Here is a 25,133-nt window from a genome sequence, read left to right as displayed (position 1 = left end):
TTTCGTGGCTAACACTACGGACACCTAGTTCCAGATCCAGTTCTATGTAAGGGCAGTATCCCACGGATAGCCGACCCCAGACTCGTCTGACAAAAGACCCCCTAGCCATGCAGGCCATCGGTCAAATTGTCACAATCTTAAGGATCACTTTACTTTTGGGCTACAATCGAGAGGAATTACGAGGAGGTTGGGTATGTTCGTTAGACTTGCGGAGCAGCATCGACAATTTGTGAAAGACCTGGTCATGAACCTTCAGGCCCTCGCTACGGTGCTCGAAGGGCTGGGCTACCTCGCCTCTTGCTATACCTGCGGTGGCCAGATGAACAGCGCCTCCTTCATGGTCAGCCTCGGCGACAACCACTTGATCCGCTTCCTCGTGTCCGACTACGGCATTACCTGGACGGAAATGCGCGACGACCGTGAACTCATGAAACTGGAAGGGGCCGAAGCCATCCAGCAACTCCAAGAACTGGCCAACCTAGCGAAGTTCAAAATCGCGCCAAGCCACCCCAGTCCGGCCCTGTCCACCTCCGCTTAACTGAGGAAAGAAGGCTTGAGCAGGCCACGTCAGGCCCATCGCGCTGTACCAGAAGTCGCTAGCCAGACACCATGGCCAACGCCTCTGTTCCAAATCTTCATCACCCCCAGCCCAATCCCTCCATTGGTGCCGCCTCTTCCCAGGAAGGGGCGTTTTTTTCGCCTAGCCACCCCAGCGGTTGAGTCGTCCATAATGGCAAAGGATGACATCTGATCCTCGACAAGGACATCTGGCGATGACAGAGGCTGAACTAGAACAAGTGCTGCAAGCGACTCGTGCGGCCAATTCTAACCAGGATCACCACTGGTATAGGAAGGAAGCATGGCTGTTAATTGCCCTCTATCGCCATGCTGAAGGACTGGCAGTAGCCCAGCAAGCCCAACGGGCCTGGGCCGATATTGACTCTTTCATTTTTGCTGCGATGCCGCCCAAGAACTGGCTCAGTTCGACCTCCAGACCTATGCCCTCCGACAGGCTGGCTTCCAGCAATGACCTCCTCCCAACCCCGACAATCGGGCTCCGGGGGCGTCTCCTTTGAGCTGGCTCCGGTTCGCGTTTTCCCCTAAATTCCCAGGCCTTGCTTACTCTGCTTGAGTTGTTGATAGAGCCCTCGGATTTGCTGGTAGGCGTCCTCCGAGGACAGTTTGCCGCCTGTATTGAGGCAGGAGATGTAGTTCACCCGATTGGCAAACTCTTGCAGGTTGGCGTTAAAGGTCAAATGCTGGGGCGAGAACTCGCCGTAATACCGACTTTTGGGAAACAGCAGACGATGCAGATCCTGATCATCCGACGATGGGTTAGAGCCAGCCATAGTCCCCCCTTGGCGCATTCTTAACATTTTCTAAATCTTTTCTTAATCTTAGTCAAAAAATAAGACCAAGGGTATCGAAGGGATACCCAAGTAGGCGCGATAACCGGGGGGATACCCTCTTTTCTGGGGCTACCTGGGGCTACCTGGGGAGCTAGGATCGCTCGGCATAGCCAAGGTCGGCGTTGTCGGAGGGCGTGGACTTTTCCGCGCTGGCGATCTGGGCCTTGTCTAGGTCGGTTACGGTGGGCAAGGGAGCGTTGTGGGGGGCCACCAGGGCCACGTCCGGTGAGGACGGGGGGGTAGGTTCGGTGCGCTTGGAGAATCCCCAGGCAAACACTACGGCAATCAGCAGCACCATCAGCCATTCGGGCGGTACCAGAGATGGATCCACAACCCGTGCCAACAGCCGCACCCCCACAAAGGCAACGGTGACAAAGCCCGCATCTTCTAAATGTTCAAACTCCTCCAACCAGCGGATAAACAGCCCTGCCATGAACCGCAGGGTCAGCACCCCAATTAACCCACCCAGCAGGATGACTAGGGTATCCTTCGACAGGGCGAGGGCCGTGGTGACGCTATCCAGGGAAAAGGCGAGGTCGGTGAAGGCGATGATGGGGATAGCCTGGATCAGGGAGGTAAACCGGGGGCCATGGTGTTGATCGGCGTCGTCAGTTTCAGACGTGAAATGCTTAAACACCAGCCACAGCAGATAGGCTGCCCCCATCACTTCAAACTGCCAAAACTGAAGCACCCAGCCCGCTGCCAAAATCAGGGCCACCCGCAGCACAAAGGCAATCAGCAAGCCAAAGTTGAGGGCTTGCTGCTGCAACTTTTCCCCCTCCAACCCCTGGGCGATGGCCGCTAGGGCAATGGCGTTGTCGGCGGAAAGCACCGCTTCCAGAGCAATGAGCACAGGCAGCAGCAGCAGGGTATCTACCCCAAGGTTGGTCGAAATATCGAGCAGTTGGTCTAGCATGAATTCAGTGGGGCTACCCTGGGCAGCCGTTAGCGTTGGGTGGTTCGTTGATCCGAAAAATCGGGTCTTGATGAATCGTTGCGCTCTGAAGGAGCGACTGCTCGGCCAGGGGTTCTGAGTCAGCGGAGTGCTCAAATCTACCCAAGGGGCCTTAGGCTTAGTCTAACCTGCTCCGTTGGCCCCGGCGTAGTACGGTTAAACGTCCCCCTGTCCGTCCATCCTAGGAGCAATGCCCAGTGCTGAGAAGCTTACTCACCGCCTTTCGTCAGCAATATCCCCAAGGGGGCCTGGTGTCTGAGTTGGTTCAAATCCACGACGGGCTTTACCTCGTGCGGGTGGTGGTGGTGGTAGCCGATCAAACTTTGGCAACGGGGATGGCTGCCCATGCCGTGCTAGAAACCGCTGAGGACACGGCCTATGTCCGCGCCCTCCACCATATGGGTGCTGCTGAGTGGGGCGATGGCATGCCCCCTAGCTTGGCGACGCCGCCGATCAGCCCTGGGGCATCTCCAACACCCCTCCATGGGGTGTCAGGGGGAACGGAGACTGATGGGCCTGTGCACCCTAGCCAAGAGCCGCCACGACCTAGCGCCCCAGCGTCAGAAGACCGATGGCCTAACGTTCCCCCAGCCCCTAGATCGCTGCCCCAGCCTGACGATCCAGGTTTAGAACGCTCGTTTCTAGACTTGGATTTGAGTCCGGTAGAGTCGGCGACGGTGCCTCCCGAAAACAATGGGGCCTTGGCTTCTCCTTCCTTGGCCCAGGATCTGCTGAGCTTCGACGGGGTGCCCACCCCCTCCATTGACCTGTCAGACATCATTGCCCAGACCGATGTGGAACTTCAACGCCTCGGCTGGAACGTCAACCAGGGGCGAGAGTTCCTAGAGAAGACCTATGGCAAACGGTCTCGCCATGAACTGAGCGATGAAGAACTGCTGGAGTTCTTGCTGTTCCTTGAGACCCAGCCTACCCCTGGCCCCTAGGCTGCACGCAACCTAGGCCACCACCATCGGACGCCCCCCCACAGAGGCCCGGTCGATCACCTGGTCAATTAGGCCGTACTCCACCGCTTCTTGGGGGCTCATGAAGAAGTCGCGTTCCGTGTCTTCCGCAATTTTTTCGATGGGCTTCCCGGTGTTGTTGGCGAGGGATTCGTTGAGGCGCTGCTTCAGGTAGAGGATTTCCTTGGCCTGAATTTCGATATCGGTGGCTTGGCCCTGGGCACCGCCGAGGGGTTGGTGGATCATAATGCGGGAGTTGGGCAGGCTCATGCGTTTGCCCTTTTCTCCGGCGGCCAGCAAAAAGGCTCCCATGCTGGCGGCAAGGCCCACGCAGATGGTGCAGACCTGGGGCCGAATGTGGTTCATGGTGTCGTAGATGCCGAGGCCCGCCGTCACCGACCCACCGGGGGAGTTGATGTAGAGGTAAATGTCTTTGTCGGGATCCTCAGCTTCCAGAAATAGCATTTGCGCCACAATCAGGTTGGCGGAATCGGACGTCACCTCTTGGCCGAGGAAAATAATCCGCTCGCGCAACAGACGGGAGTAAATGTCAAATGCGCGCTCACCACGCCCGGATTGCTCAATAACGGTAGGAATCATGAGGATAGGCTACTTATTCACTGCTATAGGCCATTGTAGCGATATCCGCCAGCAAACCTGTGATCCCGCCTAGTCGTAATCGCCCTACCTGCATTATTTCTCGGCCTCCATACGTCCGGGAACGGTAGCCACCCAGCCCCGACGCAATGCCAATTCCAAAACCGCCGCTGCCACGGCAAACATCAGCAGGCTTTCGGTGATGGCAATCAAAAACGGCCAGCCCATCATACTCACGGCGGCTCCCACATTGACGAGGGCTAGCCCCCGGACAAAGCTGAAGGCAAAGATGACTCCCGAACGCAGGTAGGAACTGGTGTCTTGGCGCACGGCATAGCGGTAGGTGATGCCAAACAAGGCCCCCGATAGGGCCGCAATGGCTACGCTAATCCAGAAGGTCAGCCCTGCTAGGCCGTCGATGGTAGATGCCGCCGCCGCCGCCCACCCCAAGGCCGCAACGCGGTGCAACAATAACAGCCCCGCCCCTGCGAGTCCAGCGATGAAGCCCGTCAGCGTTGCCGATTGGACTGAGGCAATCCGATCTTGGCTGGTTTGTCCTGGTTGGGTTGCCCCTGGTGCGGTTTCCATGGATTCCTCCCTTCGCCAATGGCCTTCGATGTCAGCAGATGTAAGCCTTTACCGTATGATAGGTATGGCTGTGTTGTTGTCTATCAACTCGTTGCAATTATGGACATTTTGACCTTGGGCTGGGTTTCTTTGCTGGTTGTCTTCACCTTCTCCCTCTCCATGGTGGTGTGGGGCCGCAACGGCTTCTAGCAGCTTCTAAGGTTTTTCACCTGCTGTCAGCCACCACATTAGCCATGGAAGCCACCCTAGAAGCCCAAGCCTTTAGCGTCCTTGCCGTGTTGGCCCTCGTTCTCCTGGTGGTTGTCACTGGGGGCGTGGCCTACCTCACGGCTGCCGATTGGCGAGATCGTCGCCGTCGCAAAAACGACCAGGATGCCGTTAAGCGTCGTCCGGCAAAGGCCGCAAAGGCCGCGAAGGCCGCGAAGGCCGCTAAAAAATAGCCTTGCTCAAACTCTGTCACAAAGGCTCGGATGGTCGGCGATTGACCGATGTCCGGGCTTTTGTGTGACGGATGGGGCCTGGAAGGAAAGCACAAGGGTTGAACAGCAGGGGTAGGGTGTGATGGCGGCAACGGTTCCCAAGACAAATCCTCCAACGGCGCGGCAGTGGACGCTCTCGGCCCTGCTTCAGGTGCAAGGGGGAGCCTACGCCGACGTGGCCCTACATCGCACCTTGGCCCAGGCCAAGCTCTCCTCCCAGGATGCCGCTTTGATGACGGAACTGGTCTACGGCACCGTGCGACGGCAGCGCACCCTGGACGGGCTGATTTCCCAACTGGGCACGCGCTCCGCCGAGAAACAGCCCCCGGTGTTGCGGTTGGTGTTGCAGATGGGCCTCTATCAACTGCGCTATCTCAAATCCATTCCGGCCTCGGCGGCGGTGAATACCAGTGTGGATTTGGCTAAGGCCAACGGCTTAGGGCAACTGTCTAAGGTGGTGAACGGCCTGCTGCGGCAGTACGAACGACTGACGGCGGAGGGGGCCGACCCTCTGATTCTGCCGGAAGATCCCACGGCAGCGTTGGGGGTGCGCCACAGCTATCCCGACTGGATTGTAGACCTGTGGCGGCAACAACTCGGTGATCCAGAGGCCGATCAGCTATGCCAGTGGTTTAACCAAGTACCTAGTCTGGATCTGCGGGTGAATCGTTTGCAAACCACCCTAGAAGCCGTGGAACAAGCCCTGTCCACAGCGGGAATCGCCACCGAGCGACTCCCTGGCCTGCCCTGGGCCTTGCGGCTGAGCCAGCATTCTGGAGCCATCACCGACCTCCCGGGCTATGGCGAGGGCTGGTGGGCCGTGCAGGATGCCAGCGCCCAACGGGTGGGCCAACTGCTGAACCCGCAACCGGGGGAAACGGTGATCGACCTTTGCGCCGCACCGGGGGGCAAGGCCACCCACCTAGCAGAAATGATGGGCGATCAGGGCACCGTTTGGGCCTGCGACCGCACCGCCTCTCGCCTCAAAAAAGTGACGGCCAATGCCCAGCGCCTGCAACTTCACAGTATTCGCACCCACCTGGGCAACAGCACCGATTTGGCCCACCTCCACGGCCAGGGAGATCGGGTGTTGGTAGATGCCCCCTGTTCTGGCCTCGGCACCCTGCACCGCCACGCCGATGCCCGCTGGCGACAAACCCCCGACTCCATCCAAGCTCTAGTGCCCCAGCAGCAAGCCCTGCTATCTGAAGCGGCCCGCTGCACCAAACCGGGCGGCACCCTGGTCTATGCCACCTGCACCCTCCACCCCGCCGAAAATGAAGGGGTGATTCAAGCCTTCCTGCAAGATTATCCCCAATGGCACATTCAGCCCCCCGATGCCGAGTCCATCCCCGGACTCTCCCCATCCCCGGACGGGTGGATCAAGGTTTGGCCCCACCGCCAGAATATGGACGGCTTCTTTATGGCCTGTCTGCGGCATCGGTTGTAGGGTGGGTACAGGGCGAGTCCGGCATGGGATCAAGGGCAATTGGATTAGGTTATGCACGAACTGAGCATCACCCAGACGATTATTGACACCGTGATTGAGGCGGCTCAGGGGGCCTCCGTGCGCCGCATTACCCTAGAGATTGGCGAACTCTCTGCGATTTTGCCCGATTCTATCCAATTCTGCTTTGATGCCTGCATCCCCAACACCCCCCTGGCCGGGGCTGAGTTAGACATTAAAACCATCCCAGGACGAGGCCGCTGCCGAACCTGCGGCCACGAAATGCCCCTGGATATGCCCTACGGCATTTGCGATCAATGCGATAGCCTAGCCATCGACATCGTTGCCGGACAAGGACTGGTGATTCTTTCTATGGAGACCGTGCCATGTGCGTAACCTGCGGCTGTTCCGACGGGGCCGAACCCACCCTCACCAACCTCGCCACCGGGGAAACCACCTCCCTCGCTGACCCCACCGCCGAACACACCCACACCCTGCCCAACGGCCAAACCCTCACCCACCGCCACGGGCCACCGGATAATGCCTCCCATGCCCACAATCATGACCACGGACACGATCATGGGCATGATCACGACCACAATCACCCCCACAGCCCCAACGATCCCCCTCACTCCCATCCCGACTCCCAACTCCCGACTCCCGACTCCCGACTTCCCCACTCCCTCCACACCCTAGAACTCAACGTCCTCGCCAAAAACGACCTGATCGCCGCCCAAAATCGGGGCTGGTTTGAGGGCCGCGATGTGTTGGCCCTGAATCTGGTGAGTTCCCCCGGTGCGGGCAAAACCACGCTACTGACCCAGACCCTCAACGACCTCAAGGATCGCCTGTCCTTTGCGGTGATTGAGGGCGATCAGGCCACTCTCCACGATGCCGAGCGGATTCGGGCCACGGGCTGTGGTGTGGTGCAGGTGAACACGGGCACGGGCTGTCATTTGGAAGCGGAAATGGTGCGGCGCGGTGTGCAAACTCTGCAACCTCCGGCCCATTCGGTACTGATGATTGAGAACGTGGGCAATCTGGTCTGTCCGGCCCTGTTTGACCTGGGGGAACGGGCGAAGGTGGCCATTCTCTCGGTAACGGAGGGCGATGACAAACCGCTGAAGTATCCCCACATGTTCCGGGCCAGCCAGATTATGCTGCTGAACAAAATTGACCTGCTGCCCTACGTCAGCTTTGATGTGGATCGCTGCATCGCCTATGCTCGCCAGGTGAACCCCGATATTCAGGTTTTCCCGCTGTCGGCCACCTCCGGCGAAGGGCTGGATCATTGGTATGCGTGGCTGCTGGATCAGGTGAACACCTTGAAATAGTTCAGCCAGCTCTCTTTGAGGCCAAAGCCCAGGGATTCGTAGAGGGCTTTGGCCTGGTTGGGGTTATCTCGGTCTACGCCGATCATCACCGTATCGAGGCCCGCCGCTTGAAGCTGCTGCAACCCATAGAGCAGCATGGCCCGCGCTAATCCTTGCCGACGGTAGCCGCGACGGGTGCCCAGCAGCGTAATTTCGCCCTCTTGGCGATGGTGGCGGGCATTGTCTTCGTAGGGGATGTGGGCGGTGCAGAACCCTACCAGGGTGCCGTCTGCGGCCACGGCCACCCAGTCCAAATCGGGCTGGTAGGTGGGGCTTTGCCGTCGATGCTGATGCTGAGCCACGGTGAGGGGCACAAAGCGCCAGTGATCCACAAAGGCGTCGTTGAACAGCGCCACCCAGTCCTCGACCTGAACGGTATCCGCCCGCTGCATGCCAAAGCCCGCTGGCCACGATGGGGCATCCACCGGGAGGAGGAGGGATCGCTGAAGCGTTTGAAAACAACGCACCATCTGAAACCCATGCGCCCCATAGCTCTCCTGCTCTACCGTGCGATCTTGAGCAACCGTTGCCCGCAGATAAACCGGAATAGGGCCATCCCGTTGGGTGGTTTGCCCGTAGGTTTGCACAAAATTCTCAGCCCAGTCGAGCAAGGTCGATTCCAAACCCTGATGGCGGTAGCTGGGATGCACCATGATGCCCAAATGGCCATTCACCACGGGCGGATAGGGGCCTAACGCTGACTTTTCCTGAGATGTAGGAGGGGCGAAAGAGGCGGGCAAGGACGGCTCTGGAGGAATATCTGTTCTGGGATCAGTCATCCACAGGTTGACCACGCCCACCAGTTGTCCGTCCGCCGTTTCCCAATACTGCCGACGGTGCCGACCACCGGGGGGCGGGTGATCCAGCCGATGCTGAAGTTGATCTAGGGTGGGGGCATGGTCGCGGGGATCGGCCTGTTCGCAGGCTTCATAAAAGGCCACTAGGGTGGGTAAGTCGGCCTGTCCTAGTTCGGGTCTAGTGGTGAGTAGCGGCAGCGCAAGGGGCATGATGGCATCCATCCACAGGGCATAATGGACGTTCTTCTCGGTCGCTACAACACCCGCCGCCCGATTCCTGAAACCATTGCGATTCTTCATTGAGGCTAAATGTCGCCATGCCCCCGCTGCCATGGATTTACCTAAAGCTGCTGCTGACCATGGCCCTGTGGGGCGGCACCTTCATCGCTGGGCGGCTGGTGGCGCAGGAGATGGGAGCCTTTGCGGCGGCGTTTTGTCGGTTTGCGGTGGCCACGCTGGCCCTGGTGGCGCTGACCTATGCGGTAGAAGGGGCGTTGTCTCGTCCGCCCAAGTACCTGTGGTGGCCGATTTTGGGGCTGGGCCTAACGGGGATTTTTGCCTACAATGTCTTCTTCTTTTCGGGCCTACAAACCGTTGAAGCCGGACGGGCGGCGCTGATCATTGCCCTCAACCCGGTAGCCATTGCCCTAGGGGCGGCGTTGTTTTTGAAAGACTCCATCACGCCACGAAAAGGGCTGGGGATCGGCCTCTCGCTGCTGGGGGCGGGGGTGGTGATTAGCGGCGGCAACCCCTTGGCCCTGGTGCGCGGCGAGGTGGGGCGGGGGGAACTGCTGATCCTCGGCTGTGTGGTGAGTTGGATGATCTATACTCTGCTGGGCAAGCGGGTGATGCAGTCCCTTTCCCCCTTTGCGGCCACGACCTACGCCTGTGGGGCGGGGGCCTTGATGCTGCTGGGGCCAGCCTTAGCCGATGGTCTTTTAACAGTGATCCCCACCGCCAGCCTCACGGCCTGGGCCAGCATCCTCTACCTGGGCGTGTTGGGATCCGCCGTGGGGTTTAGCTGGTACTACGATGGTCTGCGTCAGCTTGGCCCCGCTAGGGCAGGGGTATTCATTAACCTAGTGCCCGTGTTTGCCATTCTGTTGGCGGCGGTAATGCTCAACGAAATCCCTTCGCCCTCGCTGCTGCTGGGGGGGCTGCTGGTGATTCTGGGCGTGATTTTAACCAATCGTTGATGGATACCCTGAGCCTACCGAGGAATCAAGCTATCGAGCAATAGGGTGAAACCAATCTGGCCTGTGCGTTCTTACCGTAGGTCGAGGAGAGCTTGCTCCTGGCGCTGGCCCAATTGAGAGGCGTGATGCGGATTAGAGACGAGATACCTAGGGTAAACCATGGCTTGGCAGTAGCTAAGCAGGGCGGATTTCCCTCCCTACAAAACGCCCTAGCCCTCCACTATGCTGATTTTCAGAACAGTTGGGTGTCCTCCACCGCCCCTGTCCTTGCTCTTTTGAGATGAATCACCATGCCTGTCAACAAAGATCCCCAGCCCAGTCGGCCTCGGACGATTGCCAATGTTCTACTGTGGGTCGCCACCGGATTTCTGCTGCTAAACTTGCTGGCTCCTAGCCTGTTTGGCTCCCAGATTGCCAAGGAACCCTACAGCATGTTCATCCATCGGGTGCAGGATCAGGAAGTGCTGCGGGCCTCGGTGGGGCAAAACGAAATTCGCTATCAGCTTAAGGATGCCGAGGGCCAGCCCGGTGAGGTCTACGTCACCACGCCCATTTTTGACCTGCAACTGCCCCAGCGATTGGAAGACAACGGCGTAGAATTTGCCGCTGTGCCGCCGCCAAAGGGCCAGTGGTTTAGCAGTTTGCTGAGCTGGGTGATTCCGCCGATTATCTTCATTGCGGTGTGGCGCTTTTTCCTGGCGCGGGGCAGTGGTGGCCCCCAGGGGGCGCTGTCCATCGGCAAGAGCAAGGCCAAGGTGTATGTGGAGGGGGAAAACGGCAAAATCACCTTCGACGATGTGGCCGGGGTGGAAGAAGCCAAGGCCGAACTGGTGGAAATTGTGGACTTTTTGAAAACCCCTAAGCGCTTCACCGATTTGGGGGCCAAAATTCCCAAGGGGGTGCTGCTGATTGGCCCACCGGGAACGGGCAAAACCCTGATGGCCAAGGCCGTTGCTGGAGAGGCCGGAGTACCCTTCTTCAGCATTTCCGGCTCGGAATTTGTGGAGTTGTTTGTGGGGGTGGGGTCTTCCCGCGTGCGCGACCTGTTTGACCAGGCGAAAAAACAAGCGCCCTGCATCATTTTTATTGACGAACTCGATGCCATCGGCAAATCCCGTGCATCTAGCAGTTTCTATGGCGGCAACGACGAGCGCGAACAAACCCTCAACCAACTGCTGACGGAAATGGACGGCTTTGAGGCAGGGGATACCACGGTGATCGTCCTAGCGGCAACGAACCGACCCGAAACCCTCGACCCCGCGCTGCTGCGTCCCGGTCGGTTTGACCGTCAGGTGTTGGTAGACCGTCCCGATCTCAAGGGGCGTGAGGCCATCCTCAACATCCACGCCAAGGATGTGAAGCTGGCGGAAACGGTGGATCTGAAGCAGATCGCTACCCGCACTCCGGGCTTTGCCGGGGCCGACCTAGCCAACTTGGTCAACGAAGCCGCCCTGCTCGCCGCCCGCCGCAACAGTGGCCACGTGGAGCAGCAGGATTTTGCCGAAGCCATTGAGCGGGTCGTCGCCGGACTAGAGAAAAAAAGCCGCGTCCTCAACGACAAGGAAAAGGAAATTGTCGCCTACCACGAAGTGGGCCATGCCCTGGTGGGGGCGGTGGTGCCCGGAACCGACGAGGTGGAAAAAATCTCCATCGTGCCTCGCGGCATGGCGGCCCTGGGCTACACCCTGCAACTGCCCACCGAGGATCGCTTCCTGCGGGATGAGGCCGAACTGAAGGGCCAGATTGCTACCCTGCTGGGGGGCCGTTCGGCGGAGGAAATCATCTTTGGCCACATCACCACCGGAGCCGCCAACGACCTGCAACGGGCCACGGATCTGGCCGAACAAATGGTCACGTCCTACGGCATGAGCCAGGTGCTTGGCCCCCTGGCCTACGACCGCGCCCAGCGCAACCTGTTTCTGGATAACGGCATGGGCAATGCCCGTCGCCCCATCAGCGAAGACACTGCCAAGGCCATTGACGAGGAGGTAAAGAGCCTGGTGGAAGCGGGCCATCAGTATGCCCTCAGCGTGCTGAGCCACAACCGCGACCTGCTGGAAGCCCTGGCCCAGCAACTGCTGGAATCGGAAGTCATCGAGGGCGACGTTCTTCGGGCACAGCTCAAACAGGTGCAAATCCCCGCCGCCGAAGCCCAGTTCTTCAACGGTGCTCCCCTAACCACGGCCTAGGCCAAGGCTCGGATGCTAGACTCGGTAGAACACAATATTCTTTTGACCCTCACCCCCAGCCCCTCTTCCAGGACGGGAGAGGGGAGTCGGAGAAACCCATTCTGCCATGACTAACGCCACCCTTGAGGTGCCCCTCAGCCTTGCGCCAATGATGGATCGCACGGATCGGCACTATCGCTACTTTATGCGGCAGATTAGCCGTCGCACGCTGCTGTATACCGAGATGGTGACGGCCCAGGCCATTCGCTACGGCAACCGCGATCATTTGCTGGGGTTCACCGCCGATGAGCGGCCCCTGGTGTTGCAGGTGGGGGGCGATGATCCGGCCCTGCTGGTGGAGGCCACGCGGGCGGCGGCGGACTTTGGCTACGACGCCATCAACCTCAATGTGGGCTGCCCCAGCGACCGGGTGCAAAGCGGCAACTTTGGGGCCTGTTTGATGACCCAGCCCCAGCGGGTGGCCGAGGCCGTGGCGGCAATGCGGGCGGCAAGTCCGCTGCCTGTCAGCGTCAAACACCGCATTGGCGTGGACGACCTGGATCGCTACGAAGACATGGTGACGTTTGTGGACACCGTGGCCCAAACCGGATGTCGGCACTTCACCGTCCATGCCCGTAAGGCCTGGTTGCAAGGACTCAGCCCCAAAGACAACCGCACCGTGCCACCCCTGCGCTACGGCGATGTCCACCGCCTCAAGCAGGATTTTCCCCATTTGTGGATTGAAATCAACGGCGGCTTTGTCACCCTCGACCAGGTTGCCGCCCAGCTTGGCCCGGTGGACGGGGTGATGATTGGCCGCGCTGCCTACGATCATCCCTACCTGTTTGCCGAGGTGGATCGGCGGTTCTTTGGGGTCAGTGACGCGCCCCTGACCCGCTTTGAGGTGGCCGAAACCCTGCTGCCCTACATCGACCACTGGACGAGCCGAGGGCTGAAGCTGAACAAAATTACCCGCCACCTGCTGATGCTGTTTGCCGGACAACCGGGCAGCCGCCAGTGGAAACGCCTCCTCACCGAAGAGTCCTGCAAACCCGACGCCGGAGTGGAGGTGGTGCAACGCGCCCTCCAGGCCGTGCGCCAAGCCACCGCCCAACAGATCGAACTGGAATCTCTAAAATAGGACTTTTAGAACCTTGTGGTCATCGCTTGCGGATTCTCGCTACCAGAGTCTCGCTGGTGGTGTCTGATTATTTGTGGATTCTTATCGTGTGACAACTCCCCATGGCAAAATCCTCTGCTCCCTACCAACCCTTGCTGCTGCGGGTTTTGCATGGCCTCACCGGGCTGTGTCTGATCGGCGCAATCCTCTCCGCCTACTGGACCTACGACACCTACGATGGTCGCTGGGGTGGGATTCCTTTACCCAAGTTTCCCGAAATTGAAAGCATCCACGGCACCTTTGGGATGTGGACGCTGCTGATTTTTCCCGCCTTTGTGGTCTATGCCTGTCGTCCGGGCCAGCGCCGCCTGGTGCAGCCCGACACCCTGCAAAAGCTGGCCCAGGTCGGCAAACCCGCCTGGTGGTACACCCTCAACCGCATTACTAATACCCTAGCCCTGCTGGCCCTCACCTTTGCCCTCTTCAGCGGCAAAATGATGGGCTCCGATTGGCTCCCCGAGGGCGAACTGTATCACGCCTGGTACTATGCCCACCTGATTTCCTGGATCATCATGGTGCTGGCCATCGCCCTCCATCTGTTGATGAGCGCCAAGGTGGGCGGGTCGCCGCTGCTGCTCTCCATGCTGACCTGGCGATTTCGCGAAAAAGACAGCCCCGCCCATTGGCCCCAGCAGATCAAGACATGGTGGGCCGCTACCCAGCAGGGAGCCTGGGCCACCTGGTTTCGGCCCATGACGGCGCTGATCGCCCTAGAAGTCGCAATTTTAGTCAGCATCGTCGCTGCTTGGATTATCCCGTTGTTTAAACACGCCTAAACACGCCGATTGATCTGACGATTGATCTGACGGTTGAAACCTGCGGCTTGATTGCGCCGAGGCCGTGGGCAACGACCAGCAGCCATCAGCAGCCATCAGCAGGGTATTCAGCACAGTCTAGACGGATGCTGTTTCAGCCCTGGGCCAGATGGCGGACAAAAAGCACCCTGGTAGGTTGGGAAAACCTGTTACTTTCTTTGAACCTCCATGGCGTTTTCCGCAACTTCCGTCCCGCTGCACCAGCAGGTTTTGTCCTTAGATCACCGCGCTTGGGTGCAGTTTCTCGCCACCACGCCCAATGTGTTGATCATTCAGGATTTGGATGGGGTGTGCATGGAGCTGGTGGCGGATCCGCTGGATCGGCAGATTGACCTAGCCTACGTGCAGGCCACCCAAGCCTTCGCAGGGCATTTTTATGTGCTGACCAATGGCGAACATACGGGAACGCGGGGCGTGAATCCCTTGGTGGAGCGGGCCTGGGGCGGACACGATCAGGCCAAGGCCCACGCAGGCTATCTACCAGGACTGGCGGCGGGGGGCGTGCAGTGGCAAGGACGAACGGGCCAAGGGAGCCACCCAGGGGTGAGTGCGGCGGAGCTGGAGTTTTTGGCGGCGGTGCCCGGTCAGATGCGGGCGGGGCTCAGGGCTTTTTTTCAGCAGCGCCCAGGACTGCTAGCAGCAGCGGCGATGCAGCAAGGTATTGAAGCCTCGGTGCTGGATAATCTGGCTTCGCCGACGGTCAACCTCAATACGCTTCATGCCCAACTCCAGGCGGCGGGAGATCGCGATGGGGCCATCTATGCCGACCTGCAACGGGCCATGGCTGCTTTGATGACGAACCTGCTGGATCAGGCGGCGCAGCGCGGGCTAGGGGAGTCCTTTTTTGTCCACTATGCCCCCAATCGTGGCCGGGGAGCCGATGGCCAGGAGGTGCTAGATCCGGGGACAGAAACGGAATCGGGCACCACAGATTTTCAGTTTATGGTGCGAGGGGCCATCAAGGAAGCGGGGGTGCTGGCCCTGCTGAACCGCTACTATGCCCAGCATACGGGCGAGTTTCCCCTGGGGGAAGGCTTCAGCGTGCGTCAGGCTCCCCGTAGCCTGCCAGAGTTGCTGGCCTTAGCCGAGGCCCACTTCGACCCTGCCCGGATGCCGACCCTAGTGGGGGTGGGGGATACCGTCACCAGCCGCTGGAGCCTGGGCACAGATGGTCAGCCCGTGGTGCAGCGGGGGGGCAGTGATCGCCTCTTTTTGCAGCTCATCCAAGATTTGGGAAAACGCTTTCACCGGGGCAACCTCGTCACCTATGTAGACAGCAGCGGTGGCCAGGTAAAGAACCGGAAACCGCTGAAAATCGGGCAACACAACGGCCTGCCCAGTGTCCTCGAAGGCCCCGGCGATCCCCGCGACACCACCGATCCCCTCCGCCTGAATGTGGTCTTTCCAGGCGGGCATCGGCAATACTGCGCCGCCTTTCAATCCGCCGCCCAGCAGCGCGTTCAAAGTACTTGAGCCAAAAGCGCCTGGGTTCCGGTGATCTGATGGGGCGCTGGCGTCGAAGGCATCCCCGGCTAGATGGAGATCCATCCCAAGGGGCTGTTTTGGGATGGGAGGCCAGTATAGTGAACTATCAGCATTGATTGTTCTCAGTATTGGCAAACCAGGAGACCCCAACCATGGGCGCAGCGGCACAGCAGGTCATTGGTATTGATTTGGGCGGATCCGCCATCAAATTAGGACGCTTTACCGTCAGCGGGGATTGCCTCGCCGATCTGACGGTGCCCACCCCCCAGCCTGCCACCCCCGCCGCCGTGGTCAGCGCCATCGCTGTCGCCATCGACCAACTGGATCCCCACCGCGAGGCCGGAGCCATTGGCCTAGGCACCCCTGGCCCTGCGGATGCCGCCGGACGCATCGCCCGGGTGGCGATTAACCTAGCGGGCTGGAGGGATGTGCCCATTGCCGACTGGCTGGAGGACAAAACCGGACGGCCCACCCTGGTGGCCAACGATGCCAACTGTGCCGGATTGGGAGAAGCTTGGCTGGGGGCGGGGCGCAATTTCCAAGACCTGATTCTGCTCACCCTGGGCACGGGGGTTGGAGGGGCGGTTATTCTCAACGGGGAACTGTTTGTGGGCCGTCAGGGCACCGCCGCCGAGCTGGGCCTGATTACCCTCAACCCCGATGGCCCCCCCTGCAACAGCGGCAACCGAGGTTCCCTAGAGCAATACTGTTCGGTTCAGGCTATCCAGCGCCAAACCGGGCGATCCCCCGCCGAACTGTACCAGCAGGCCCAGGCCGGGGATGTGGAAGCCATCACCTTCTGGCAGACCTACGGACGCTGGCTGGGGGCGGGCTTGGCCAGCCTGGTCTACGTCCTCACCCCGGAGGCGATTATTTTGGGGGGTGGGGTCAGTGCCGCCGCCGATCTCTTTTTGCCCACCGTGCGCCAAGAACTGGAGGAACGGGTGCTGCCCAGTTCCCGCCAGGGGCTTCAGGTGTTGGTGGCCGAACTGGGCAACCGGGCTGGCATGGTGGGGGCGGCGCGGCTGGCCTTGCCCCTAGTGCATCCCACCCGATAGGTCGGCTAGTCGGGCAGTTTGTACTGCGACACAATTTTTTTGGCAAAGTCGGGGACGTGGGCTTCCAGCTTTTCGGGATGGTTCCGCTTCAGGTAGAGATAGTTGCGGGTGAAGTGGGAATCAATGGAGAAGCGGGCGTATTCCAACCCCTTGGGGCCAATCCGCTCGATCACAATCCCCATCAGCTTGGCGGCCCACATCGGGAGCGTTACACCTTTGTCGTAGGCGGGAATGCTTTGCTGCACGGCCTGGTGCCGATCCCCCTGGGACATAACGGGCTGGGTCTCTAGCTGATCCATCACCAAATCCAGCATTTCTTGCCCAGTTTGGTTGCGCACCACCAGCCACTGCCAGCCAAAGGGTGCGCCCATATAGCCCACCACCAGGTCGGCCAAGCCGTTCACGTAGTCAAAACAGCTCATGCAGGAGGGGGCAAACACGTCCTTGAGCTGGTTGGTTTTGAGGCCAAAGAAGGGTACGGTTTCGGTGGATCCGTCCTCATGTTTGAAATGCACCCGGAAGTCCTGCATGAACTCGTAGTGCACCACCGTCTCCGGCGAGCGGCTGGTGGTTTCCAGAAATTTTTGCAGTCCGGCGCGGCTGACGTTATCCACGCAGGGGGTACCGAGGACGTAAAGCTTTTCCAGGCCCAGCTTGTCCTGCACGGCCCTCAGCGCCTGGATTTGACAACCCACCCCAATCACCAGCAGCCGCTTCATGCCGGACTTTTCCACCTGCTCTAGCACCGAGAGGTTGGGCGACAGGGTGGGCTTGTTGACGCGGGCGGCGAGGATTTCCTCCGGCGTGGTGGCAATTACGGGCTTGGGCTGGAAGCGGTCTTCTTCGGTGTTTTGCACACACACGACCCCTTCCACCTTGCCCTGGGTCAGCATCTCAATGGCGATGGAGCTGACGATCCCCGTCCACTGTGCCCCTTCGATGGGCTGGTGTTTGCGGGCGGCCACCATGTCTTGGTGAACCCCAAAGTACACCTCATTATCCTGGGCCAAATCTCGCTGCCGCCCGTGGCTTTGCTGCTCTAGGGTAGGGAACTGCTGGTTCAGAAACGCACAGGCATCTTTGACGTAGTGGATGTAGTAGGTGTCACAAAAGCCGCACTCACTACAGAGCTCTTTGGCGGGGCGAGGGGCACCGGGGCGTAGGGCTTTGGCTTTACGATGGGGCGGCTGAGCCAGGGTCATGGCGAAAAAAAAGGATGAAAAGGTGGTAGGGCGTGGCCTGTTCTTCACCATACCGCAAGGATTTACCCTCCATGGCCCTTTCTTTTCAATTGTTGCGAAAGATAAAGCTCTAGTTTGTTACAGGTTGTTGGGTTCTGTGATCCCCGACCGCTCTATTGGGCATTCTGTACATTACACCGAAGATTGCACTGATCCCCCCAGGGAGCGTGCGTATTCAAGCGGAGAGCGGCCTGGGAGCAGCAACCCAGGATATACGTGGAGGATCAAACCCAAAAACAAGCAGGATTACAGCGTTATCCACCCAGCGCCACGGCCATCCGCTGATGATGACCGTGGCCATGGGGGAGCAGCGAGTGTCCTTCACCATCGTTGGGTCTTTGATCGATGGCCCAGGCAGGGCGGCCCTACTCTGTTGGGCAAGGTTTACCCTGGGTGTATTCCATCCTGGATGCGCTCCATCCTAGGTGCGCTCTATCCATCCCCTTCTCCGGTGCGGTCGCGTCATTCTATCCCCTGCTATGGCCTCAGTGAGGTCACTCTCCTTGGTCGATTCCTCTGTGACACCCCATGATGATGCTCCGGCGACGAATCTGCCGCCGTCTTCCCCCACCCTGGCCAATCCTCCTGACCAGTCCTTTGCCCTTGACCCCACGCCCCTAGAGATCGACATCCACCTATCCCTCAGCCAGGGGGTAGGCGCTATGGCAGCGGCCACCAAGACCTACGCCCTGGTGCTCCAGAGGGGCGGCAGGCTAGCGGGGGTTTTGACCTATGCCGATGTGGCTAGGGCCATGACCGCTGGCGTCGCCTTTGACCAAGCTCCCCTCGCAGATTGGATGATGCCCCTAGCATCCCTCATCCCTCATCCCCAGATCAGCTCAATGAAGGGATCGTTGCCGCCCTGCTCGTTGCCCTATCATGCCCTGATCAATACCGCCGGACATTGGGTGGGGGTATTGACGCCAGACGGCACCTTTGGCCTACCCAGTCTGCCCTGGCCTCCAGGGATTGCCGCCGAACTCAACGCCTGCCAGCTTCAGTCTTTATCCCTACAAGAGCAACAGGAACGCCTCTCCTTAGCCCTAAAAGGAGCCCAGATGGGCACTCTAGACTGGGATATCCGGGCCGATATGCTTGTCATGTCGGAGGAATTGCAGGAGTTACTGTCCTTGGCCCCTGGCGAGTTTGACGGCCACTACCAAACTATCTTTAAGCACATTCATCCCGAAGATCGGTGCCAGGTCGATCAGGCCCTCCAGGAGGCGATCCTGCGGCAAAGGCGCTATGACGTAGAGTTTCGTATCGTGCTGCCCGATAGTACCGTGCGGTGGCTGCTTTCCCAGGGGCAGGTCTTCCATGGCCCTAAACTCACGCCGCGCCTAGTCGGGGTAACGCTGGATATCTCAGCCCAAAAGCAGGCGGAAGCAGCCTTGAAGCTGCAAGCTCAGCGGGAGCGGCTGGTCAGCGAAATTGCCCAGCGCATCCGCAATCTGCTGGATCTCGACAGCATCCTCGAACAAACGGTGATTGCCGTGCGCGAGTTTATCGAGGCGGATCGGGTGATCATTCTACAATGTGCGCCCGATATGAGCGGCGAGGTGATTCAAGAAGCCTGTGCCCCCGCCTACCCGGCCATGATGGGCTGGGCGGTGCGCGATCCTTGGAGCGTAGACGAAAAGTTCCTGGCCCATTATCGCCAAGGGCGGGGCATGGCTGTGGCCAACATCTACGAGCAAGGGCTCTCCGAAGACCAGCTCATGTTTTTGGAATATTTCAAAATTCAGGCGGAAATTGTGGTGCCGCTGCTGCAAGAGCAAACCCTCTGGGGGCTGTTGATTGCCCATCAGTGCAGCACCCCCCGCCAGTGGAGCACCGCCGATGTGCGCCTATTACAAAGCTTGGCCACCCAGGTGGGAATTGCCGTGCAGCAGGCCAAACTCCATCGCCAGCTGACCCTCGCCAACCAAAGCCTACGCCGTATGGCTTACCTAGATGGTCTTACCCAAGTGGCCAATCGTCGTCGATTTGAGCAACACCTAGAGGAAGAGTGGCGACGGATGACCCGCCAAAAAGCACCACTCTCCATCATTCTGGCGGATATTGACTATTTCAAAGGTTTTAACGACCTCTACGGCCACCAAGCAGGGGATAACTGCCTGCGGCTCGTAGCTCGTACCCTCAACCACACAGCCAAGCGTCCCGGCGATTTAGTGGCCCGCTACGGCGGCGAAGAATTTGCCGTCATCCTACCTAATACTGATCTCAAAGGGGCGGAGACCGTAGCCGAGGCCATCCGCCGCGCCATCCGAGATCGCCACATCAGCCACCGCAGCTCCGCCATTGATACCATCGTCACCATGAGTCTGGGGGTGGCAAGCTGCATTCCCTCCGCTGACTCTTCAGCCGCCAGCCTCCTCAAACAGGCCGACGAAGCCCTCTATGCCGCCAAAAACGGAGGGCGCGACCAGGTACGGACGGCCCCCCCGCAGTAGCAGTTTAGGCGCTTTGCACCCGCTTTTTGGGAGCGGCTTGGCGTTGGCCATGGGTTCTGGCTCCAGCGGTGGACGGGGCCGACCGCCGTGACTGGGCACCGCTAGGACGACGACCCGAACGGCGACGGGGCTGCTCCACGGGTTCCACGGGCTTGGCTTTGATGTCAAAGGAAGGCTCATAGCCGGGAACGACGTCCCGGTCGATGGGCTGCTTCAGCATCCGCTCAATTTTGCTGAGCAGGTGCAGTTCATCGTCGCTGATCAGCGAAACGGCCCGCCCTTCGTTGCCCGCCCGCCCGGTGCGGCCAATGCGGTGAACGTAGTCTTCCGCCACGTTGGGCAGTTCAAAGTTCACCACGTAGGGCAGTTGGTCGATGTCGATGCCGCGAGAGGCCACGTCCGTCGCCACCAGCACCCGCACCCGACCCGTTTTGAAGTCTTGCAGCGCCTTGGCCCGCGCCGCCTGGGTTTTGTTGCCGTGGATGGCGGCGGTACGAAGGCCGTCCTTGGCCAGTTGTTCCGCCAAACGGTTGGCCCCGTGCTTGGTGCGGGTAAACACCAAGACCTGCTCCCAGTTGTGGAAGCCGATCATGTGGGACAGCAACTCCCGCTTGCGGTGGCGATCCACCGGGTGAACCACCTGCTCCACCCGTTCGGCGGTGGTGTTGCGGGGAGCCACTTCAATTTGCACGGGGTCGTTCAACAGGGTGCTGGCCAGTTGTTGAATAGGCCGGGAGAAGGTGGCTGAAAACATCAGGGTTTGGCGCGTTTCCGGCAGCAGCCCCATGATTTTGCGGATGTCGTGGATGAAGCCCATATCGAGCATTCGGTCGCACTCATCCAGCACCAGAATTTCCACATGGCTGAGGTCTACCGTGCGCTGATTGACGTGATCCAGCAGCCGTCCGGGGGTGGCGATCAGAATATCTACACCCTGGCGCAGTTGCTTGAACTGGGGGCCAATTTTCACGCCGCCGTAGACGATGGCGGTACGCAGGGGCAGGTATTTGCCGTAGGTCTTCACGCTGTCGCCCACCTGAGCCGCCAGTTCGCGGGTAGGGGTGAGGATAAGGGCGCGAGGGGTGCGACGACCGTTGCCGGGGGCGCTGGTCAGCCGTTGCAGCAACGGCAGGGTGAAGCTTGCGGTTTTGCCCGTTCCTGTTTGGGCGCTGGCCAGCAAGTCTTGGCCTTGCAGCACGGCGGGAATCGCCTGTTGCTGAATCGGGGTGGGTTCGGTGTAACCCTGATCCGTGACAGCACGAAGTAGACCAGCCGAAAGGCCGAGTGAGTCAAACGTCATGAAAATATGGCTCCGAGTGGTGCCCCTAATCCCAAAGCGATTCCCTGGGCCCAGCCTAAGAGCAGTGAACAATCGTCAAAAGAATGGCTAAAAAACGAGCGAATCTAGCAAATTCTGCTGCCAGCCCAGACCGGATGAACTGGCGAAGCTACATCCTAGCAGAGAATTGTGCTCTCTGTGGAAAACCGCCGCTCACCTCCGGGAAGTCCTACCTTATCAGGACTCAGGAGAATGGGCAGCGGTTAGTAGCTAGGCGTGATGTGCGGCGTTGCGAATACTCAGGGTTACGCCATCACATGGGGCTGGGTCAGCCGATCCAGTTGCTTCACCAGCAGGCTAAGGAACAGGCCGACATCGGTAACGACCCCGGTGGATTCCAGGGAACCCCGGTCGGCCAGCTTGGTGACGACAGCAGGGTTGATGTCTACGCAGACCATTTTGACGCCAGCGGGGGTCATGTTGCCCACGCCGATGGAGTGGAGCATGGTGGAGAACATCAAGATCATGTCGCAGCCTTCGATCAGGCGGGCGTAGTCGGATTGGGCTTCGATCAGATCCATTTTAGTGTCGGGCAGAGGGCCGTCGTCGCGGATGGAACCCGCCAGGGAGAAGGGCACGCCATGTTTGACGCATTCGTAGAACACGCCCTTGGTGAGGACGCCCTGCTCCACGGCGTTGGCGATACTGCCGCAGCGGCGGATGCTGTTGATGGCCCGCAGGTGGTGACGGTGCCCGCCCCGGACGGAGGTGCCCTGCTTCATATCCACGCCGAGGGAGGTGCCCAGCATGGCCTGTTCGATATCGTGGACGGCGATGGCATTGCCGCCGAGGAGACCCTGGATGTAGCCCTCGCGGATGAGGCGAGACAGGTGTTCGCCGCCCCCGGTGTGGATGACGACGGGGCCAGCCACGACGACGGCCTTACCGCCCTGATCCCGCAGGCGGCGCAGTTCCCAGGCCACTTGCTCGACGATGAGCTCCACCCGCCGTTCGCTAGACACGCCGGAACCCATGAAGCTGAATTCCTCCTGCTGGTGGGCGGTGCGGCTGCGGTCGGCGGTGTTGCGGACACTGCGAATGCCGTCGTAGCCGACGATCACCTGATCGCCCACTTCCAAATCGCGCAGCAGTTTGCACACAGCACTGGGCTGGGGTACGCAGTGAACCACAATCACCCCATCCATGCGCTGGTTTTCCACCCGCACCCACTGGCCGCAGATGCGAACTTCGGTGGGATAAATCGTGGAGCTATAGAAATCGTCCGGGGCGACTCCGGCCTGGGTAATGGCCACCAAGCGGGCGTCGATTTCCTCCTCTGGCGGGGCCACGGCACCGAGGTCGATGAGCTGGGCCATGATTTCATCCATCACCTCCTGGCTGGGAGCCGAGACACGGATGTCGGCGGTGGAGGTGCTTTGGCGCTGGGTGCCCAGGTCAAACTTCAGCACCTGGAAGCTGCCGCCCCCTTCCACGACTAGATCCAGCGCCCGGTTCACCAGGCCAGAATCCAGCAGGTGCCCGGTCATGGTGACGGTGCGAGAGATGATGCCGCTTTCCCCCGTGGGTTCGGGGTGGACGGGTTCGTTGACGCGCAGGGTGAGGCATTTGGCCGCGCCGCCTGCCTTCAGGAATTCGGTGAGGGGCGTTTCCACCACCTCAAAGCCCGCCGCCGCCAGTTGGGCCTTCAGGTCGTCGCTGGCCTGGTTCATGATCACCGTCTGGCCAATGTTGACGGCGTTGCAGGCGAAGTTGATGGCGTCGGGTTCGTCGATGGCGATGCGCTTTTCGGCGGGCACCCGCATTTCGATCAAACGGTTGGAGTAAGAGTCAAACGCCGGAGGATAGTACAGCAAATAGCCGCCCGTGAGGGGACAGAAGCAGGTATCTAGGTGATAAAACCGCTCGTCCATTAGGTGCAGGGACAGGACTTCAATCCCCAGCCATTCCGCCACCAGGGCATGGGAATCGAGCTCGGTGCGGAAGCCGTAGCCCGCCCACAACCAGCGCCCTTCTCGATCCAATAGAGCATCGCCAGCACCCTCAAAGGGCAGGTCGGGGGGCAGCACATGGACGGTGTGGCCCTGGGACTCGAACCACTCTTTAAAGAATGGCTCTTCGCCCTGGCGTTCGGGGTGAAGGAATCGGCTCAGTACCACCTGATCGCCCAAAATTAACCCCGCATTGGCAGTAAACACCAGATCCGGCCAACCGGGTTGGGGTTTAACCAGGTCAACATTGGCCCGCTCGGAAATTTTTTGATATAGCCCCTGCCACTGCTCCTGGGCGCGTTCTAGGGAGGACTTGTGGACGTTGCCCTCCATCCAGGGGTTAATGACATAGTCCACTTCGTAAAACTGAGGCGAACACATGAGAAAGCGCAGATCGGAAGTCATAGGGGTGATGCTGAACTAGAACGGGGACGGGCGACTACGGGCCTCCACGGGCCAAGGGCGTAGCCATCGCAAATGCCGAAACTTAAAGGGTCTACAGACAGGCCAAAACAACGACCAACGCTATATTCTAGACCCCTGATTTGATAGTTCAAGCGAGATGTTGGCAATCCCTAACGCCGATTCTTGGGCCTGCGATTTGTCCAAAATCCCCCAATTCGCCCAGGCATAAGCCTCCAGACGCGCCCTCATCGAGATCGCAGATCGACACCCGCTTCATCCTGACTTGTCACTGTTTCATGACTTAATCGCCCTGTCCTTGCTAACGCAGGGGCCGAGGATAGGTTAGGTTGCGAGGCCAAACGGGTACTTTAGGAAAGTAGCATGGCGGTCAAGACGGCACATCCCCCATAGACGAGGACTTGGGACGCTACGCAGCCTCCCTCCACATCGACCGATGGGTGGCCCAAAAAGTGACAACTCAAATTGTTATTGACAACTCATGCTGTCTAGATTACATTAGAGCCATGCACCAACTTCAGCGATTTGCTGACCAAGCTACCCAGTGGGCCTTGGATGATTTTGTAGAAGTGGCCAATCAGCTTCTACCCCAGTTCTTGCCCGACGGTGGTGCGGAGAGTCGGATACAAGAGACCGTCAATGCCCGATTAGTGCGCCATTACAGCACCAGCGGCCTGCTAGATAAACCCCTAAAACAAGGCCGGGAAGCGCGATATACCTATCGTCATTTGTTGCAGTTGTTAGTGTTGCGGCGGCTGCTGACCGAGGGCTACGGTTCCGGTGCCATTGGGCAACTGATTTCCAACAAAACCAACCACGACCTGGAGGTGCTGCTGCAAGGCGGCACTCAGTTAACCGTGGAAGCGGCCAATCCGGCCCTGGCGTTTTTGGCGAAGGTGCAAGCCCGGTCTGCCGAACCCATCTCCCTGGGGTCTGGGCCAAGGGTTGCGGGTGTGGCTCGATCTGCGCCGCCGCCCGTGTCTCCTGCGGCCCCAACCGCCTCTCGCTGGGTGCGTCATCCATTGCTGGAGGGCTTGGAACTCCATATTCGGGAAGACTTTCGCTATCCCACCACGCCCCAGGAGCGGGATGCCCTGCTGCAACTGATTGCCCAGGTTTTAGCCTCGTCGTCGGGTTCGTCGCTGTCTAGTGCGTCACCGTCGGGTTCGTCACCATCTAGTTCGTGGTCGCCTCATTCTTCTTCTAACCCATCCTGATT

Annotated in this window: 23 protein-coding genes; 15 read left to right on the top strand and 8 right to left on the bottom strand. The window is 59.7% G+C overall.

What is annotated here, in order from left to right; genetic code table 11:
* Window positions 1-193: 193 nt before the first annotated feature.
* On the top strand, window positions 194-538 hold the full coding sequence (locus GFS31_RS15695) for a DUF1815 family protein (protein ID WP_198805719.1): 345 nt from the start codon (window positions 194-196) through the stop codon (window positions 536-538).
* 562 nt (window positions 539-1,100) lie between these two features.
* Here GFS31_RS15695 and GFS31_RS15690 read toward each other — a convergent pair.
* The gene (locus GFS31_RS15690; RefSeq protein ID WP_198805718.1) at window positions 1,101-1,349 is read right to left on the bottom strand and encodes a hypothetical protein; all 249 of its coding nucleotides are present in this window, start codon (window positions 1,347-1,349) and stop codon (window positions 1,101-1,103) included.
* Window positions 1,350-1,500: 151 nt separating this feature from the next.
* The gene (locus GFS31_RS15685; RefSeq protein ID WP_198805717.1) at window positions 1,501-2,325 is read right to left on the bottom strand and encodes a TerC family protein; all 825 of its coding nucleotides are present in this window, start codon (window positions 2,323-2,325) and stop codon (window positions 1,501-1,503) included.
* Between the two features lie 236 nt (window positions 2,326-2,561).
* Between GFS31_RS15685 and GFS31_RS15680 the strand changes: the two genes are divergently transcribed.
* Window positions 2,562-3,308, top strand: coding sequence for a hypothetical protein (locus GFS31_RS15680; RefSeq protein ID WP_198805716.1), 747 nt, complete (start codon window positions 2,562-2,564; stop codon window positions 3,306-3,308).
* A 12-nt stretch (window positions 3,309-3,320) separates the two neighbouring features.
* On the opposite strand, the gene clpP is transcribed toward GFS31_RS15680, so the two are convergent.
* Both clpP and GFS31_RS15670 read right to left on the bottom strand, forming a co-directional pair.
* On the bottom strand, window positions 3,321-3,926 hold the full coding sequence (gene clpP, locus GFS31_RS15675; protein ID WP_198805715.1) for an ATP-dependent Clp endopeptidase proteolytic subunit ClpP: 606 nt from the start codon (window positions 3,924-3,926) through the stop codon (window positions 3,321-3,323).
* A 93-nt stretch (window positions 3,927-4,019) separates the two neighbouring features.
* Window positions 4,020-4,511 carry a hypothetical protein gene (locus GFS31_RS15670; RefSeq protein WP_198805714.1) on the bottom strand — a complete coding sequence of 164 codons (492 nt, stop codon included), beginning with the start codon at window positions 4,509-4,511 and terminating at the stop codon, window positions 4,020-4,022.
* Between the two features lie 99 nt (window positions 4,512-4,610).
* Here GFS31_RS15670 and petN point away from each other — a divergent pair, with 99 nt between their 5' ends.
* The 5 genes from petN to hypB all read left to right on the top strand — a co-directional run bounded on the left by petN (window position 4,611) and on the right by hypB (window position 7,771).
* Window positions 4,611-4,700 carry a cytochrome b6-f complex subunit PetN gene (gene petN, locus GFS31_RS15665; protein ID WP_039726352.1) on the top strand — a complete coding sequence of 30 codons (90 nt, stop codon included), beginning with the start codon at window positions 4,611-4,613 and terminating at the stop codon, window positions 4,698-4,700.
* A gap of 44 nt (window positions 4,701-4,744) precedes the next feature.
* Entirely contained in the window at window positions 4,745-4,951 is a 207-nt protein-coding gene (locus tag GFS31_RS15660) for a hypothetical protein (protein ID WP_198805713.1), read from the top strand.
* A 121-nt stretch (window positions 4,952-5,072) separates the two neighbouring features.
* Entirely contained in the window at window positions 5,073-6,440 is a 1,368-nt protein-coding gene (locus GFS31_RS15655; RefSeq protein WP_198805712.1) for a 16S rRNA (cytosine(967)-C(5))-methyltransferase, read from the top strand.
* A 51-nt stretch (window positions 6,441-6,491) separates the two neighbouring features.
* Window positions 6,492-6,833: a hydrogenase maturation nickel metallochaperone HypA gene (locus GFS31_RS15650; protein WP_198805711.1), complete on the top strand. Its 342-nt coding sequence runs from the start codon at window positions 6,492-6,494 to the stop codon at window positions 6,831-6,833.
* Window positions 6,824-7,771, top strand: a complete 948-nt coding sequence (hypB, locus tag GFS31_RS21065; protein ID WP_225907452.1) for a hydrogenase nickel incorporation protein HypB — start codon at window positions 6,824-6,826, stop codon at window positions 7,769-7,771. Before GFS31_RS15650 ends, hypB begins: the two co-directional genes overlap by 10 nt.
* On the opposite strand, the gene GFS31_RS15640 is transcribed toward hypB, so the two are convergent.
* Window positions 7,750-8,817 (bottom strand): GNAT family N-acetyltransferase, encoded by a 1,068-nt coding sequence (locus GFS31_RS15640; protein WP_198805710.1) that lies wholly within the window; start codon window positions 8,815-8,817, stop codon window positions 7,750-7,752. The two genes, hypB and GFS31_RS15640, sit on opposite strands and share 22 nt — an antisense overlap.
* A 107-nt stretch (window positions 8,818-8,924) precedes the next feature.
* On the opposite strand from GFS31_RS15640, the gene GFS31_RS15635 reads away from it, so the two are divergent.
* From GFS31_RS15635 to GFS31_RS15610, 6 genes are all read left to right on the top strand, one after another.
* Window positions 8,925-9,803, top strand: coding sequence for a DMT family transporter (locus GFS31_RS15635; RefSeq protein WP_198805709.1), 879 nt, complete (start codon window positions 8,925-8,927; stop codon window positions 9,801-9,803).
* Between the two features lie 290 nt (window positions 9,804-10,093).
* Window positions 10,094-11,992, top strand: a complete 1,899-nt coding sequence (gene ftsH4 / locus GFS31_RS15630) for an ATP-dependent zinc metalloprotease FtsH4 (protein WP_198805708.1) — start codon at window positions 10,094-10,096, stop codon at window positions 11,990-11,992.
* Between the two features lie 106 nt (window positions 11,993-12,098).
* Window positions 12,099-13,112: a tRNA dihydrouridine(20/20a) synthase DusA gene (dusA, locus tag GFS31_RS15625; RefSeq protein ID WP_198805707.1), complete on the top strand. Its 1,014-nt coding sequence runs from the start codon at window positions 12,099-12,101 to the stop codon at window positions 13,110-13,112.
* A gap of 101 nt (window positions 13,113-13,213) precedes the next feature.
* Entirely contained in the window at window positions 13,214-13,927 is a 714-nt protein-coding gene (locus tag GFS31_RS15620) for a cytochrome b/b6 domain-containing protein (RefSeq protein ID WP_198805706.1), read from the top strand.
* Window positions 13,928-14,134: 207 nt separating this feature from the next.
* Window positions 14,135-15,439, top strand: coding sequence for a glucosylglycerol 3-phosphatase (gene stpA / locus GFS31_RS15615; RefSeq protein ID WP_198805705.1), 1,305 nt, complete (start codon window positions 14,135-14,137; stop codon window positions 15,437-15,439).
* Window positions 15,440-15,603: 164 nt separating this feature from the next.
* Complete coding sequence (locus tag GFS31_RS15610; protein WP_198805704.1) at window positions 15,604-16,509, top strand: ROK family protein; 906 nt, start codon at window positions 15,604-15,606, stop codon at window positions 16,507-16,509.
* Between the two features lie 5 nt (window positions 16,510-16,514).
* Here the strand turns inward: GFS31_RS15610 and GFS31_RS15605 are convergent, their stop codons facing one another.
* Window positions 16,515-17,711: a Coenzyme F420 hydrogenase/dehydrogenase, beta subunit C-terminal domain gene (locus tag GFS31_RS15605; RefSeq protein WP_198805703.1), complete on the bottom strand. Its 1,197-nt coding sequence runs from the start codon at window positions 17,709-17,711 to the stop codon at window positions 16,515-16,517.
* Between the two features lie 542 nt (window positions 17,712-18,253).
* Between GFS31_RS15605 and GFS31_RS15600 the strand changes: the two genes are divergently transcribed.
* A complete protein-coding gene (locus tag GFS31_RS15600) occupies window positions 18,254-20,203 on the top strand; it encodes a diguanylate cyclase domain-containing protein (protein ID WP_198805702.1) in 1,950 nt (649 codons plus the stop codon).
* A gap of 4 nt (window positions 20,204-20,207) precedes the next feature.
* On the opposite strand, the gene GFS31_RS15595 is transcribed toward GFS31_RS15600, so the two are convergent.
* Window positions 20,208-21,503, bottom strand: coding sequence for a DEAD/DEAH box helicase (locus tag GFS31_RS15595; RefSeq protein WP_198805701.1), 1,296 nt, complete (start codon window positions 21,501-21,503; stop codon window positions 20,208-20,210).
* Window positions 21,504-21,787: 284 nt separating this feature from the next.
* Window positions 21,788-23,896 (bottom strand): TIGR00300 family protein, encoded by a 2,109-nt coding sequence (locus GFS31_RS15590; protein ID WP_198805700.1) that lies wholly within the window; start codon window positions 23,894-23,896, stop codon window positions 21,788-21,790.
* A gap of 419 nt (window positions 23,897-24,315) precedes the next feature.
* On the opposite strand from GFS31_RS15590, the gene GFS31_RS15585 reads away from it, so the two are divergent.
* The gene (locus GFS31_RS15585; RefSeq protein WP_225907451.1) at window positions 24,316-25,131 is read left to right on the top strand and encodes a MerR family transcriptional regulator; all 816 of its coding nucleotides are present in this window, start codon (window positions 24,316-24,318) and stop codon (window positions 25,129-25,131) included.
* Window positions 25,132-25,133: the final 2 nt, after the last annotated feature.

Source organism: Leptolyngbya sp. BL0902, from assembly GCF_016403105.1.
In the GTDB taxonomy this organism is placed as follows: domain Bacteria; phylum Cyanobacteriota; class Cyanobacteriia; order Phormidesmidales; family Phormidesmidaceae; genus Nodosilinea.
Note: the sequence above shows the minus strand (reverse complement) of the source record. Positions and strands in the feature narration are given on the sequence as shown.